The sequence below is a fragment of the Phaeobacter sp. CC-HEC084 genome (assembly GCF_059429255.1).
Genome location: NZ_JCAIJQ010000002.1, coordinates 1,944,041 through 1,956,751, shown reverse-complemented (window position 1 = coordinate 1,956,751; position 12,711 = coordinate 1,944,041). Strand labels below are relative to the sequence as shown.

The 12,711-nt window shown below is 62.8% G+C and carries 13 protein-coding genes; 4 read left to right on the top strand and 9 right to left on the bottom strand.

The genetic code is table 11. From position 1 onward, the window contains the following. Positions 1 to 47 precede the first annotated feature (47 nt). Together AC5SSZ_RS09570 and AC5SSZ_RS09565 are read left to right on the top strand one after the other, a co-directional pair. The gene (locus AC5SSZ_RS09570) at positions 48 to 2,411 is read left to right on the top strand and encodes a xanthine dehydrogenase family protein molybdopterin-binding subunit (RefSeq protein ID WP_495438048.1); all 2,364 of its coding nucleotides are present in this window, start codon (positions 48 to 50) and stop codon (positions 2,409 to 2,411) included. A gap of 108 nt (positions 2,412 to 2,519) precedes the next feature. After that, a complete protein-coding gene (locus AC5SSZ_RS09565; protein WP_065273188.1) occupies positions 2,520 to 3,314 on the top strand; it encodes an FAD binding domain-containing protein in 795 nt (264 codons plus the stop codon). A gap of 69 nt (positions 3,315 to 3,383) precedes the next feature. On the opposite strand, the gene AC5SSZ_RS09560 is transcribed toward AC5SSZ_RS09565, so the two are convergent. Both AC5SSZ_RS09560 and infC read right to left on the bottom strand, forming a co-directional pair. Continuing rightward, entirely contained in the window at positions 3,384 to 3,983 is a 600-nt protein-coding gene (locus AC5SSZ_RS09560) for an SAM-dependent methyltransferase (RefSeq protein ID WP_495438047.1), read from the bottom strand. 133 nt (positions 3,984 to 4,116) lie between these two features. Continuing rightward, a complete protein-coding gene (infC, locus tag AC5SSZ_RS09555; RefSeq protein ID WP_237028470.1) occupies positions 4,117 to 4,578 on the bottom strand; it encodes a translation initiation factor IF-3 in 462 nt (153 codons plus the stop codon). A gap of 528 nt (positions 4,579 to 5,106) precedes the next feature. Between infC and AC5SSZ_RS09550 the strand changes: the two genes are divergently transcribed. Beyond that, positions 5,107 to 5,757 (top strand): hypothetical protein, encoded by a 651-nt coding sequence (locus tag AC5SSZ_RS09550; protein WP_495438046.1) that lies wholly within the window; start codon positions 5,107 to 5,109, stop codon positions 5,755 to 5,757. Between the two features lie 124 nt (positions 5,758 to 5,881). Here the strand turns inward: AC5SSZ_RS09550 and AC5SSZ_RS09545 are convergent, their stop codons facing one another. The 6 genes from AC5SSZ_RS09545 to cobA form a co-directional block, all read right to left on the bottom strand. Further along, positions 5,882 to 6,745 carry a ferredoxin--NADP reductase gene (locus tag AC5SSZ_RS09545; protein WP_065273192.1) on the bottom strand — a complete coding sequence of 288 codons (864 nt, stop codon included), beginning with the start codon at positions 6,743 to 6,745 and terminating at the stop codon, positions 5,882 to 5,884. A 121-nt stretch (positions 6,746 to 6,866) separates the two neighbouring features. Next, positions 6,867 to 7,268 (bottom strand): DUF934 domain-containing protein, encoded by a 402-nt coding sequence (locus AC5SSZ_RS09540; protein WP_495438045.1) that lies wholly within the window; start codon positions 7,266 to 7,268, stop codon positions 6,867 to 6,869. Next, positions 7,265 to 8,026, bottom strand: coding sequence for a phosphoadenylyl-sulfate reductase (locus AC5SSZ_RS09535; protein ID WP_495438044.1), 762 nt, complete (start codon positions 8,024 to 8,026; stop codon positions 7,265 to 7,267). The genes AC5SSZ_RS09540 and AC5SSZ_RS09535 overlap by 4 nt, the downstream gene beginning before the upstream one ends. A 4-nt stretch (positions 8,027 to 8,030) precedes the next feature. Then, positions 8,031 to 9,695, bottom strand: coding sequence for a nitrite/sulfite reductase (locus AC5SSZ_RS09530; RefSeq protein ID WP_274833630.1), 1,665 nt, complete (start codon positions 9,693 to 9,695; stop codon positions 8,031 to 8,033). Then, positions 9,688 to 9,996, bottom strand: coding sequence for a DUF2849 domain-containing protein (locus AC5SSZ_RS09525; RefSeq protein ID WP_495438043.1), 309 nt, complete (start codon positions 9,994 to 9,996; stop codon positions 9,688 to 9,690). Before AC5SSZ_RS09525 ends, AC5SSZ_RS09530 begins: the two co-directional genes overlap by 8 nt. Continuing rightward, positions 9,996 to 10,784 (bottom strand): uroporphyrinogen-III C-methyltransferase, encoded by a 789-nt coding sequence (gene cobA / locus AC5SSZ_RS09520; RefSeq protein ID WP_495438331.1) that lies wholly within the window; start codon positions 10,782 to 10,784, stop codon positions 9,996 to 9,998. The genes AC5SSZ_RS09525 and cobA overlap by 1 nt, the downstream gene beginning before the upstream one ends. A 200-nt stretch (positions 10,785 to 10,984) precedes the next feature. Here cobA and AC5SSZ_RS09515 point away from each other — a divergent pair, with 200 nt between their 5' ends. Then, positions 10,985 to 11,458 carry an Lrp/AsnC family transcriptional regulator gene (locus tag AC5SSZ_RS09515; protein WP_065273197.1) on the top strand — a complete coding sequence of 158 codons (474 nt, stop codon included), beginning with the start codon at positions 10,985 to 10,987 and terminating at the stop codon, positions 11,456 to 11,458. A gap of 35 nt (positions 11,459 to 11,493) precedes the next feature. Here AC5SSZ_RS09515 and AC5SSZ_RS09510 read toward each other — a convergent pair whose 3' ends face one another. Continuing rightward, complete coding sequence (locus AC5SSZ_RS09510; protein ID WP_495438042.1) at positions 11,494 to 12,675, bottom strand: cytochrome P450; 1,182 nt, start codon at positions 12,673 to 12,675, stop codon at positions 11,494 to 11,496. Positions 12,676 to 12,711 lie beyond the last annotated feature (36 nt).

Sequence of the window (12,711 nt, the reverse complement as noted above, 5' to 3'; positions counted from 1 at the left end):
CAAGAGGTGCGCCCTGGCGCGCACCATCCAGGGAGGAGATTTGGACAATGCCAAAGGATAGTGGCATCGGCGCCAGCCCGAAGCGGCGCGAAGACGTAAGGTTCCTGACCGGAACCGGCAATTACACCGACGACATCAACCTCAACAATCAGGCCTATGTGCATTTCCTGCGCTCGGATGTGGCCCACGGCAAGATCAACGGCATCGACACCACGGCTGCGGCCGCAATGCCCGGCGTCATCCGTATCTTCACCGGCGCTGATTTCGAAGGTGTTGGATCGATTCCCTGTGGCTGGCAGGTGACCGACCGCCATGGAGAACCGATGCAGGAACCTGCGCACCCGGTTCTGGCTCAGGGCAAGGTCCGCTATGTGGGCGATGCCATCGCCGCCGTGGTCGCAGAAAGCCGCGAGGAAGCTCGCGACGCCGCCGAGGCGATTGAGCTCGATATCGAAGAACTGCCCGCCGTCATCGACATGAAGGAGGCCATCAAGGAAGGCGCCCCCAAGGTGCATGACGATCTCACCTCGAACCTCTGCTATGACTGGGGCTTCGTGGAAGAGAACAAACCAGCGGTGGAAGAGGCCTTTGCCAATGCGGCCCATGTGACCACGCTGGAGCTGGTCAACAACCGTCTGGTCGCGAACCCGATGGAGCCGCGCGTGGCTGTGGGCGATTTCAACCGGGCCACCGGGGAATCGACGCTTTATACAACCTCGCAGAACCCCCATGTGATCCGCCTTCTGATGGGCGCTTTCGTGCTGGGTATCCCCGAGCATAAGCTGCGCGTCATCGCGCCGGATGTGGGCGGCGGTTTCGGCACCAAGATCTTCCACTATGCCGAGGAAGCCTTCTGTACCTTCGCGGCCAAGGCGCTGAACCGGGCGGTCAAATGGACCTCTACCCGGTCCGAGGCCTTCATGTCGGATGCCCACGGGCGCGATCACGTGACCAAGATCGAACTGGCGCTGGATGCGGAGAACAACTTTACCGCGCTGCGCACCGACACCTACGCCAATATGGGCGCGTACCTGTCGACCTTTGCGCCTTCGGTGCCGACCTGGCTGCATGGCACGCTGATGGCGGGTAACTACAAGACGCCGCTGATCTATGTGAACGTGAAGGCGGTCTTCACCAACACGGTGCCGGTGGATGCCTATCGCGGCGCGGGCCGCCCTGAGGCGACATTCCAGCTGGAGCGCGTCATCGACAAGGCCGCGCGCGAGCTGGGCGTCGATCCCATCGCCCTGCGGCGTCAGAACTTCATCACCGAATTCCCCTATGCCACCCCGGTGGCGGTGGAATATGACACCGGCGATTACAACGCGACCATGGACAAGCTGATGGAGGTTGCCGATTTCGCAGGCTTCAAGGCGCGCCGCGCCAAGAGCGAGGAAAACGGCAAGCTGCGCGGTCTGGGCGTCAACTGCTATATCGAGGCCTGCGGCATTGCGCCGTCGAACCTTGTCGGGCAGCTGGGCGCGCGGGCGGGTCTTTATGAATCCGCCACGGTGCGGGTGAATGCGACCGGGGGTCTGGTGGTTATGACCGGCAGCCACAGCCACGGGCAGGGGCATGAAACCTCCTTCCCGCAGGTGATCGCGGATATGATCGGCATCGACGAAAGCATGGTCGAGATCGTGCATGGCGACACCGCCAACACGCCGATGGGCATGGGCACCTACGGCTCGCGCTCCCTCGCCGTTGGTGGTTCTGCCATGGTTCGGGCGACGGAAAAGATCATCGCCAAGGCGAAGAAGATCGCCGCCCACATTCTGGAAGCCTCCGATGCGGATATCGAGCTGAAGGACGGTCAGTTCTCGGTTGCGGGCACGGATAAATCCCTGGCCTGGGGCGATGTCACGCTGGCGGCCTATGTGCCGCACAACTACCCGCTTGAGGATATGGAGCCGGGGCTGGAAGAGACCGCCTTTTACGATCCGGCGAACTTCACCTACCCCTCGGGCGCCTATGCCTGCGAAGTGGAGGTCGATCCTGAGACCGGCAAGGTCACCATCGAACGTTTCGCGGCGGCGGATGACTTTGGCAATATCGTCAACCCGATGATCGTCGATGGTCAGGTGCATGGCGGTATCGGTCAGGGCATCGGTCAGGCGTTGCTTGAGGGCTGCGTCTATGACGAGAACGGTCAGCTCCTGTCAGCCTCCTACATGGATTACGCCATGCCGCGCGCCGATGATCTGCCCTTCTATCAGGTGGACCATTCCTGCCAGACGCCCTGTACCCATAACCCCCTTGGGGTGAAGGGCTGCGGTGAGGCCGGTGCCATCGGATCGCCGCCGGCGGTTGTGAATGCAGTGGTGGACGCGCTGCAGGCAGCGGGTAAAGATGTGACGCATATCGATATGCCACTCAGCCCCGGCCGCGTCTGGGCTGCGATGAACAGTTAACACCGGGGCAGGGGCCAGGCAGATGTGCCGGGTCCCTGCGCCCTTGGGAGATTTGAACAAAAGAACAAGGGGGGTGATCCCCCGGCATTCTTTGGGAAGGAAAGCGGAATGTATAATTTCGAGTTTGAGAAGCCTGCCTCCATTGCCGACGCGGTTGCCGCGCTGGCAGAGGAAGACGCGCAGGCGCTGGGCGGTGGCCAGACCCTGCTGCCGACCATGAAACAAAGGCTGGCGATGCCGTCGAAACTGGTCTCGCTTGCCGGGATTGGTGAAATGCAGGGCGTCTGCCGCGAAGATGATGGCAGCCTGGCAATCGGCGGCGCTACCACCCATGCCACCGTTGCCTCCGAGGCCGCAGCGCATTATCCCGCGCTGGCCGAGCTGGCCAGCCACATCGGCGATCCCGCCGTGCGCAACCGGGGCACCATCGGCGGCTCGCTTGCCAATAACGATCCGGCGGCCTGCTATCCGGCAGCGGTTCTGGGCAGCGGCGCAACCGTGATCACCAATGCCCGCGAAATCGCGGCGGATGATTATTTCGACGGTCTTTTCACCACCGCGTTGGAAGAGGGTGAGATCATCACCGGCGTGCGGTTCCCGGTGCCGGAGGCCGCGAACTATCAGAAGTTCGTGCAGCCTGCCTCGCGCTTTGCCCTGGTGGGGGTTTTCGTGGCCAAATACGCGGACGGGGTGCGGGTTGCCGTCACCGGCGCGTCGGAAGAGGGTGTGTTCCGCTGGAGCGAAGCTGAGCAGGCACTGGGCAAGGAATTCCGCCCTGACGCTCTGACGGATCTGCGCATTAACCCGGCCAACATGATGGGCGATATCCACGGCACCAAGGAATACCGTGCCCATCTTGTCGGTGTCCTGACCAAACGCGCCGTGGCCGCCGCCGCAGGCTGAGCCACTGGGACAGAACAGCAATGGGGCCTCGCAGCACTGCGGGGCCCTTTTTCATGCGGGTACCTGTAGTCAGGCGGGTTTGCGCGCCACGAAATCGATGAGGGCGGACATGCCGCTGTGGCCGCGTCCCTCCTGCACCTCCCGCTCATAGGCGCGGTTCTCCAGGATGTCCCAGCCTACGAAATCAGCGGCCAGCTGATCCTCGGTGTACATGTTCTCGGCAAAGGGCGGCCCGCCGGTGCCGAACTCAAGCTGTTTCGGCGTATAGCCATGCAGCAGCAGCACACCGCCGGGTTTCAGGCTGCGTTTCATGCCTTCGAATTGCACCTTGCGATCCTTGGGGCCGACGAATTGGATGAAAATGCCGACCACCAGATCATAGGCATCCTCAGGCCAGTCATGGGTGAGGATATCAACGTTTTGGAAATCCACCGTGACGCCACGCTCTGCCGCCAGATTACGGGCGCGGGCAATGGCGGTGGGGGCGAACTCATAGGCGGTCGTCTCAAGCCCCCGCTGCGCCATGTAGACGGAATTGCGCCCCTCGCCATCGGCCACCGACAGGGCGGTCTGGCCCGGTGTCAGATAGGCGGTGTGTTCGGTCAGGAACCGGGCAGGCTCGGTTCCAAACACATAGTCATCGGAGTTCGCAAATCGTTCTTCCCACATGTCGGCTCGTCCTGATCGCATGGCTGTTTATCAGGGGCGACAATGACAACGCCCCCGGCGCAGTCAAGCACCGGGGGCGGAATAGAAAGGCGGAATTCAGCCCAGATCGGGCCGGTCCGTCAGGGCCGCAGGATCATTTCTGCGGCAGCGGGCCGATCATCATGATCATCTGACGGCCTTCCATCTTCGGCATGTTTTCGATCTTGCCGATATCTTTGACGTCTTCGGCCACACGCTCCAGCAGCTCACGGCCGAGGTTCTGGTGCGCCATTTCGCGGCCGCGGAAACGCAGGGTGATCTTCACCTTGTCACCGTTTTCAAGGAATTTGAAAACGTTGCGCATTTTCACGCTGTAGTCATTGGTGTCCGTGTTCGGGCGGAACTTGACCTCTTTGACCTCGATGATCTTCTGCTTTTTACGGGCTTCGCTTTCGCGTTTCTGTTGCTCGTATTTGAACTTGCCGAAGTCCATGATCTTGCAGACCGGCGGATTGGCGTTCGGCGAGATCTCCACAAGGTCCAGACCCGCTTCCGCTGCCATCTCCATCGCCTTGGCCGGATGGACAACGCCAACGTTCTCCCCTTCGGCGCCAATCAGGCGGATTTCGGGGGCGCGGATTTTTTCGTTCGTGCGCGGGCCGGTATCACGAGGCGGCGGCGCGTTATGAGGTCTGCGGGCTATGGGTTCAATCCTTTGATGGTTGCCGATTTTCGAGCATGAAATCTAAACCGGGGCGCGGCGTCTTTCAAGCGGGAACCGATGCGGGCGCCCGTGAAAAAAGGCGATTGTCATCACAGAACCGGGGCAAGCCTCCCGCAGTCGGGCCTGCGGGCAGGTAGGCACCGGCACCCGGCGGGCAGGGCGGCAGCCAGCCCGGCCTGGTCTGCATCGATTCGGAGGGGCGGTCGTCAGGGGGAAAGCGCTCCCGGCCTGGGTGCCGGCAAAGCCCCGCCAATCCGCCGGGATCCTGTCGGCGGCGGCTGGCCGATGACGCGTCCGGCGATTTTTGCCCCTTGTGGCGGGGGCTGCGGAACGTCAGCTAGCCGGTATCGAATGTCGCAAGAACACGCGCCGGAGCCTCTGCTGCGATGCAGGCCCCGGCCACAACAAAGGAGAGACATCATGAAACCGGTTATTGTTGCCGTAGCAGCCGGGGTGGTGGCGATTGGCGCTTACTATGCCTTTTCCGTCCAGACCGAAGACAGCGCGATCAGCAACGCGCCGACCAACACGGACGCCCCCGCAGCCGTGACAGAGCCTGCACCTGAGGCAGAACCTGCACCGGTGGTCGAGGAGACCAGCGAGAGCGAAGCGCCGAAAACCACGGCAGAGCAGATGGAAGAGGCTGCCGAAGCGGTCGAGCGCGCGGTCGAGGAGACCGTCGAAGGGGCCGCCGCCGAGGCAGAGGCAGCCTTGGAAAGCGCCAAAGAGACGGCAGAGACAGCAGCCGGAGCAGCAGCGGATGCGGCAGAGGGCGTCGCTCAGCAGGCGGATGAGGCTGTCCGTGAGGCTGTAGAAAGCGCAACGCAAGCTGTGACAGACACAGCGGGGAATGCCGCTGATCCCGCAGCGGAACAGGCTGCCGATCAGGCCATGTCAGAGGCGCTGACGCTGGAAGGCTTTGATTACGAAACGGTCACCACGATGATCGCCGACTCGGATCTGTCACAGACCCAGAAAACCGTTCTGACCTCGGCGCTGGATGCGGCAAAGGACAGCCCGGCGATGCTGAAGGCGGCGCTGGATCAGGTAAAGGCCGCGCTGAACCTGTAACCTCTGCGCCCCGTCACAGGTGCGGGGTAACCCGCTGTTTCAAAAGAAAAGCCGCGCCGCCCGTATCAGGGTGGCGCGGCCTTTTTGTATCTGGCCATTGGCGGCTTGCGTCAGGCGTGTTGGCTTAGTCGAGGAAAGCCTTTTCCACGACATATTGCGCGGGCTTGGAATTGGCGCCTTCTTCAAGGCCGGCCGCTTCCAGCATGTCCTTCAGTTCCAGGTTGAAGGCCAGGTTGCCGCAGATCATCGCCCGGTCGCTCTCGGGGTTGAGCGGCTCAACGCCCAGATCCTTGTAGGCCTCGCCCGAGTTGATCAGGTCGGTGATCCGGCCCATCTTGGCGCTCTCTTCGCGGGTGGTGGTGGGGTAGTATTTAATCTTCTTCCAGAAGCCCTCACCGATCACCTCATTGAGCAGCTCGTCGTCCTTCAGGCTTTCGATCAGTTCCCGGCCATAGGTCAGCTCGCCTGCGGTGCGGCAGGTGTGGGTGATGATGACCTCGTCGTAATCCTCGTAGGTCTGCGGCTCGCGCAGCAGCGAGGCGAAGGGCGCAAAGCCGGTGCCGGTGGCGAAGAACCAGATGCGTTTGCCGGGCAGCAGCGCGTCATGCACCAGGGTGCCGACGGGCTTGGGCCGCAGGATGATCTGATCGCCTTCTTTGATGTGCTGCAGTTTCGAGGTCAGCGGACCGTCCTGCACCTTGATCGAGTAGAATTCCAGTTCTTCATCCCAGGAAGGCGAGGCGATGGAATAGGCGCGCAGCAGCGGCTTCTGCTTGCCGGTCTTGGGATCGGGATCGCCCATCAGGCCGATCATCACGAATTCGCCCGAGCGGAACCGCAGCGACGCGGGCCGCGAGACCCGGAAGGAAAACAGGCGGTCTGTCCAGTGCTTGACCGCGGTCACGGTCTGGGCGTCCGGCAGGGTCGGGGTCGCCTTGGCGGGCTTGGCTTCGGAGGCAGTGTCGGTCACGGCGGTCATCTCGTTCATCGGTTTCACTGCCGGTCTGGTAGACCGGCACCTCTGATTAATCGTTGATTCAGGTCAGGAAAAGCTTTGTTTTTCCCGAATTGCGGTTTGTGGGGGTGTCTGACGCGAGATCAGGCCCGTCTCAGCGGGCGGCCCGGCCGCGTCCCAGACGTGCCTGATAGTCGTGTGCCTGCCAATTGGCCCGGGCCAACCACTGGTCCTCGGGCTGGCGGGCGGCCAGATCCTCATCGATCTCGACCTCGTCAAAGCCGCTGCGCCGCGCCATGGCGTATTGATCCGCCAGCACGTGACCATAGGCCCGGAGCCGCCCGGTATAACCCATCTGCCGCAATTGCCGCGCCAGGGTGAAACCGCGCCCGTCAGCAAAGCTGGGGAAATGAATACGGATCATCTCGCAGCCGGGGATGCGGTTCGACAAGGGGGCCAGATCCGCATCGGGCTGCAGGTCCAGCGCGTTTTCACCCTCGTAGCCGGCCTGCCAGCTGTCGGGGCCAAATCCGGTGTCAGTCACAATTACAGTCATTTGGGGTCAGCTCCTTTGCGGGTGAGTTTGCCATCCACGATGTGGATGCCGCATTCTTCCTTGTTCTGATCGCGCCAGCGTCCGGCGCGGGGGTCTTCACCTTCTGCCACCTTCGAGGTGCAGGGGGCGCAACCGATCGACGGGTAGCCCTGCGCCACCAGCGGATGGCGCGGCAGGCGGTTTTCTTCCATGTAGGCGCGCACGTCCTCGGGCGCCCAATGGGCCAGCGGGTTCACCTTGATGCGTCCGGTGCCGTCCTCGACCTCGAAAAAGTCGAGCGCGGCGCGGCTGCCGGACTGGAACCGTTTGCGTCCGGTGATCCAGCCATCATAGCCCGACAGTGCGTTTTGCAGCGGCACGGTCTTGCGCAGGTGGCAGCAGGCGTCGGTGTTCGAGAACCGCAAGGCGCCATAGGGATCCTTTTCGGCGATATCCTCGGCGCGGATGACCTGCACGTTGCGCAGGCCAAGGCGCTCGCTCACCTCCTGCTGATAGACCAGCGTTTCGGTGAACAGCAGCTCGGTATCCACGAACAGCACCGGCACGGCGGGATCGATCACCGCCGCCATATGCAGCAGCACAACCGATTCCGCGCCAAAGCTGGAAACCAGGGCAATCTGCCCGGCATCCTGCAGGGCGCCCTGCATCACGGCGGTAGCCGAATGGTGCCGGTAGCGGGCATTCAGCATCTCCACCTTTTCCGCCAGGGCGGTGTCCGGTGCAGCCCCATTGGGGCTGCTCTCTGCGAGCTTCAGCATCGCTCTAGGCCACCTTTTTGCGGGCTTCGGGATAAAGCACGGCTTTGAACGGTTCCATTCCGACGCGGCGGTAGGTCTCGATGAAGGTCTCGCCTTCATCGGTCCGCAGCTCCAGATAGGCGCCGATCAGACGCTCGACCGCCGGAACGATCTCGTCATAGGCGAAACCGGGGCCGGTGCGTGTGCCGATGGCCGCCGTTTCGGTGGCATCACCGCCCAGGGTGATCTGGTAGTTCTCTACCCCGGCGCGATCCAGCCCCAGAATGCCGATATGGCCGACGTGGTGGTGGCCGCAGGCATTGATGCAGCCCGAGATCTTGATCTGCAGATGGCCCACGTCGTGCTCCAGCTTCAGCTCTTCGAACCGGGTTGCGATATCCTGCGCAACCGGGATCGAGCGGGCGGTGGCCAAGGCGCAATAGTCCATGCCGGGGCAGGCGATGATATCCGAGATCAGGCCAATGTTGGCGGTCGCAAGGCCGACCTCTTTCAGGCGGGCGTGGATCGCGGGCAGGTCCGATTTCAGAACATGCGGCAGGATCACGTTCTGCTGGTGGCTGATGCGCAGCTCGTCATAGCCGAATTCCTGCGCCAGATCGGCCATCACGCGCATCTGTTCGGCAGTGGCATCGCCGGGGGTGGCGCCATGCGCCTTGACCGAGATGGTGACGATGGCGTGGTCTTCGTTGCGATGCGCCGACAGGTTGGTGTCGGCCCAGGCGCGGAACACCGGATCGCTGTCGTAGGCCGCATCATAGGCCGCAGTGTCGCCGCTGCGCAGGGCGGGGGGCGTGAAATGCGCCTTGATCTCTTCCAGCAGCTCCTGATCGGCGCCGTTGAACTGAGCGCGGCGCTCGATAAAGCGTTCTTCGACCAGGGCACGGATCTTGTCGATGCCGTTTTCCTGCACGGTGATCTTGATCCGGGCCTTGTACTTGTTGTCGCGCCGACCCAGCAGGTTGTAGACGCTCAGCACCGCCTCAAGATAGGGCAGCAGGTCCGCCTTGGGCAGGAACTCCCGCAGCACCTTGCCGATCATTGGCGTACGGCCAAGGCCACCGCCCACGATCACCTCGAACCCGGTCTCACCTTCGCGGGAGACCATGCGCAGCCCGATGTCATGGGCGCGGGTCACGGCGCGGTCCTCTTCGGCGCCAGTCACCGCGATCTTGAACTTGCGGCCCAGGAACTGGAATTCCGGGTGGTCGGTGGACCATTGCCGGATCAGCTCGGCATAGGGGCGCGGATCTTCCAGTTCACCCTTGGCGGCGGCGGCAAAGTGATCCGAGGTCACGTTGCGTACGGTGTTGCCCGAGGTCTGGATCGCGTGCAGGCCCACTTCGGCCAGCGCGTCCAGCATGTCCGGCACGTCCTTCAGGGTCGGCCAGTTGTACTGGATGTTCTGACGGGTGGTGAAATGACCATAGCCCTTGTCCCACTTTTCGGCCAATAGCGCGAGCTGGCGCATCTGGGCGCTGCTGAGCGTGCCATAGGGGATTGCAACCCGCAGCATATAGGCGTGCAGCTGCAGATACAGCCCGTTCATCAGGCGCAGGGGTTTGAACTCGTCCTCGGTCAGGCTGCCGTCGATGCGGCGCTCTACCTGGGCACGGAACTGGGCGTTGCGTTCAGCCAGAAAAGCGGCGTCAAAGTCGTTATACTTATACATTGGAGAGAGTCTCCTGTTTGCCATGGGCGTAGTTCGAGGGACCGGTGCGGCGGAATTCTTCGCGGAAGTGGACAGGTTCGGGGCCATCCGTGCCGGGTTTGGCATCGGTCAGATAGATGCCGACAACGTTGAGAGCATCGCGTTCGGCGGCCAGCAGGCGCAGCTGCGCCTCGGCTTCGTCGGTAATCAGCTCGGCCTCGCTCAGCGAGCGGCTCCAGCTGTCCTTGGCGGTGTAATAGATCACGTCGCCCTCAAGGAGGTCATTCGCGGTGATCACTTTGGGCGTAAAGGGACGGGGCATCAGGCGAGCTCCATATTCAGATCGGAGGTAAGGTCAGAGGCGAGGTCGGGCAGGGCGGCGATGCTTTGACGCGGCGCCAGCCCGAGGAAGGTGAGGGCCGGGCCGGACAGACCTGCCGCAGCCAGATCGGCAGGCAGCCGGTCCAGCGTTGTTTCTAGAACGCGCTGGTTGGCGCGCGAGGCATGTTCGACGATGGTCACCGGCGTAGCCCGGTCCGCGCCGTGCATGATCAGGCGGCCCTGCACGAAACGCGCGGACTTCTTGCCCATGTAGATGGCAGCCACTTCACCGGGGCGCGCCAGCGCAGCCCAGTCGTGATCGGCAAAACCGCGCATGTCGTGCCCGGTGAGGAACCGGACCGAGGAATTGCGCCCGCGCTGTGTCAGGCTCTGACCGATGGCGGCGACCGCAGCAGAGGCGGCGGTGATGCCGGGCAGGATCTGGTAGCCGATCCCGGCAGCGTCGCAGGCGGATAGCTCTTCGTCGAGGCGGCCAAAGACGGTGGGATCGCCGGATTTGAGCCGCAGCACCTTGCGGCCCGCACGGGCATGGGCCACCAGACGGTCACAGATCTCCTCTTGCGACATGGAGGGGCCAAAGCCTTCCTTGCCGACGTCTTCCAGCGCGATACCGGGGGCGGCAAGGGCCATGATCTCGGGGCTGACCAAGCGGTCGAACAGGATCACATCTGCGGACTGCATCGCTTTCAGCACCTTCAGAGTCAGCAGATCGGGGTCGCCCGGACCAGAGCCGGCAAAGGCAACCTGTCCCGGCTCGGGGCAGCACATGCCATCTGCGCGCTGAGAGCTGGCAGAGGGAATGATCGGGGCAAAGCTGGACATGTGGCGCCTCATTTCTGGTGTTTGACTTGACCCTCAATATAGGAAATATTCCCATTTGAGCGCCATACGTCCGCCCAAATAAGGACATGTGTTCCACGTGGTTCGGGGCTTGGTGACCAAGGTTTCGATGCAGAGGGAAAATTAGAATGACAGTGCGGATTGATGCCACGGATCGGAAAATCCTGGCGGAGCTGCAACGCGATGCTAGCCAGTCGCTGGACGAAATCGCCAAGCAGGTGGGCAGCTCAAAGACCCCGGTCTGGAATCGCATCCGCAAGCTGCGCGAGGCCGGGGTGATTGGTCGCCAGACCGTGATCCTGGACGCCGAGGCGCTGGGGTTCGAGGCTTGTTTCTTTGTGCTGATCCGCACTTCTGAGCACGAGGCGGAGTGGCAGGCATCCTTCTTGCAGGCGCTGCGCGACCGCCCCGAGGTGCAGGAGGCGCACCGGCTGGCCGGGGATATCGATTACATCCTGAAGGTGCGGGTGAAGAACGCGCGGGCCTATGACAAATTCTATCAGGCGCTGATTTCAGAGGTGCGGGTGCACAATGTGACCGCGCTCTTGTCGATGGAGGAAATCAAATCGACCACGCTGCTGCCGCTGGAGCCAGCGGAGTAGGGGAAGTGGAGGGCGGCGCCGGGTGGCGCCGACCATTAGCGGCTCACCATCAGCCGGGTGAGGCCATGAAAATGGTAGCTGTCTGAATACTCGGGTTTTTCTGCCAGACGCAGATCGGGGCAGCGCTGGAACAGGATGGGCAGCGCGATGCGCATTTCCAGCCGTGCCAGCGGCGCGCCGACGCAGAAATGCAGTCCGCCCCCAAAGGACGTGTTGGTCTTGGCCGGGCGGCTGGGGTTAAAGACCTCTGGATCATCAAGCACTGCCGGGTCGCGGTTGGCCGCGCCCAGAAGCAGCGCCACCTGATCGCCGCGCTGGAAGGTATGGCCGAAGACCTCGGCCTCTTCATATGCATAGCGGGTGAACATATGCAGCGGCGGATCATAGCGCAGGATTTCCTCGACCAGTTGGTCGATCCCGTCCTCTGTCAGCCAGGCCGGATCCCAGCCCTGTTCCAGCATCGTCTTCACCCCGTTGCCAAGGGCGTGCACTGTTGCTTCGTGCCCCGCGTTCAGCAGCAGGATGCAGGTGCCGATCAGCTCATCCGTGGTCAGGCTGTCCCCGGCCTCCTCGGCGGCAATCAGGCGGGTGATCAGATCATCCTGCGGATCGCTGCGGCGTTGATCGATATAGCTGCGCAGATAATCGGAAAAGGCGGCAGATGCCTCGGCTGCGGAATGCTCGGTCTCTTCCGTGCGCCCGGCCTGATACATGGCCACCATCCGGTGCGACCAATCCAGAAGCTGCGGCGCCATCTCCTCGGGTACGCCGAGCAGGCGGCAGATGGTCACGATCGGAACCTGCGTGCAATAAGCCTGCAACAGATCAAAGGGCTGGTCCGGAAAGGCATCGATCAGATCATGGCACAGCTGGGCGATATCCGCCTCGAGCGCGGTAATCGCGCGCGAGGTGAAGGCCCGCATCACCAGTTTGCGCAGGCGGGTGTGGCGCGGCGGCTCGGCGTCCAGCAGCGAATGGGCCTCGACAGCCAGAAACGGCGCCAGATGGGCCGGGCCGGGCGCGGCCATCTCCGCGGGGATTTCCCGTCCGAAGCGGCGGTCCCGCAGCAGCATGTGAACGGCCGATTTACGAAAGGCTGCCACCATGCTGTAATCCTGCCAATAGTGCAGGGCGCCCGCGTCGCGGGCCTTGACGTAGAACGGATAGGGATCTTGCACAAAGGCCGGATCGGTCGGAGGCTGATGCAGTGTTTTCATGCGGCGACTTTTGCCATGGCGGCTGGTCAATGCAAG

Bases quoted from the DNA above. Each gene is read 5' to 3' on its own strand.
- cobA (WP_495438331.1), bottom strand. From the start codon at position 10,784: ATGTGCTGCCCCGAGCCGGGACAGGTTGCCTTTGCCGGCTCTGGTCCG.
- AC5SSZ_RS09560 (WP_495438047.1), bottom strand. From the start codon at position 3,983: ATGTGGGAAGAACGATTTGCGAACTCCGATGACTATGTGTTTGGAACC.
- AC5SSZ_RS09540 (WP_495438045.1), bottom strand. From the start codon at position 7,268: ATGACTGTAATTGTGACTGACACCGGATTTGGCCCCGACAGCTGGCAG.
- AC5SSZ_RS09545 (WP_065273192.1), bottom strand. From the start codon at position 6,745: ATGAACGAGATGACCGCCGTGACCGACACTGCCTCCGAAGCCAAGCCC.
- AC5SSZ_RS09515 (WP_065273197.1), top strand. From the start codon at position 10,985: ATGACAGTGCGGATTGATGCCACGGATCGGAAAATCCTGGCGGAGCTG.
- AC5SSZ_RS09535 (WP_495438044.1), bottom strand. From the start codon at position 8,026: ATGCTGAAGCTCGCAGAGAGCAGCCCCAATGGGGCTGCACCGGACACC.
- AC5SSZ_RS09550 (WP_495438046.1), top strand. From the start codon at position 5,107: ATGAAACCGGTTATTGTTGCCGTAGCAGCCGGGGTGGTGGCGATTGGC.
- AC5SSZ_RS09530 (WP_274833630.1), bottom strand. From the start codon at position 9,695: ATGTATAAGTATAACGACTTTGACGCCGCTTTTCTGGCTGAACGCAAC.
- AC5SSZ_RS09525 (WP_495438043.1), bottom strand. From the start codon at position 9,996: ATGCCCCGTCCCTTTACGCCCAAAGTGATCACCGCGAATGACCTCCTT.
- AC5SSZ_RS09565 (WP_065273188.1), top strand. From the start codon at position 2,520: ATGTATAATTTCGAGTTTGAGAAGCCTGCCTCCATTGCCGACGCGGTT.
- AC5SSZ_RS09510 (WP_495438042.1), bottom strand. From the start codon at position 12,675: ATGAAAACACTGCATCAGCCTCCGACCGATCCGGCCTTTGTGCAAGAT.
- AC5SSZ_RS09570 (WP_495438048.1), top strand. From the start codon at position 48: ATGCCAAAGGATAGTGGCATCGGCGCCAGCCCGAAGCGGCGCGAAGAC.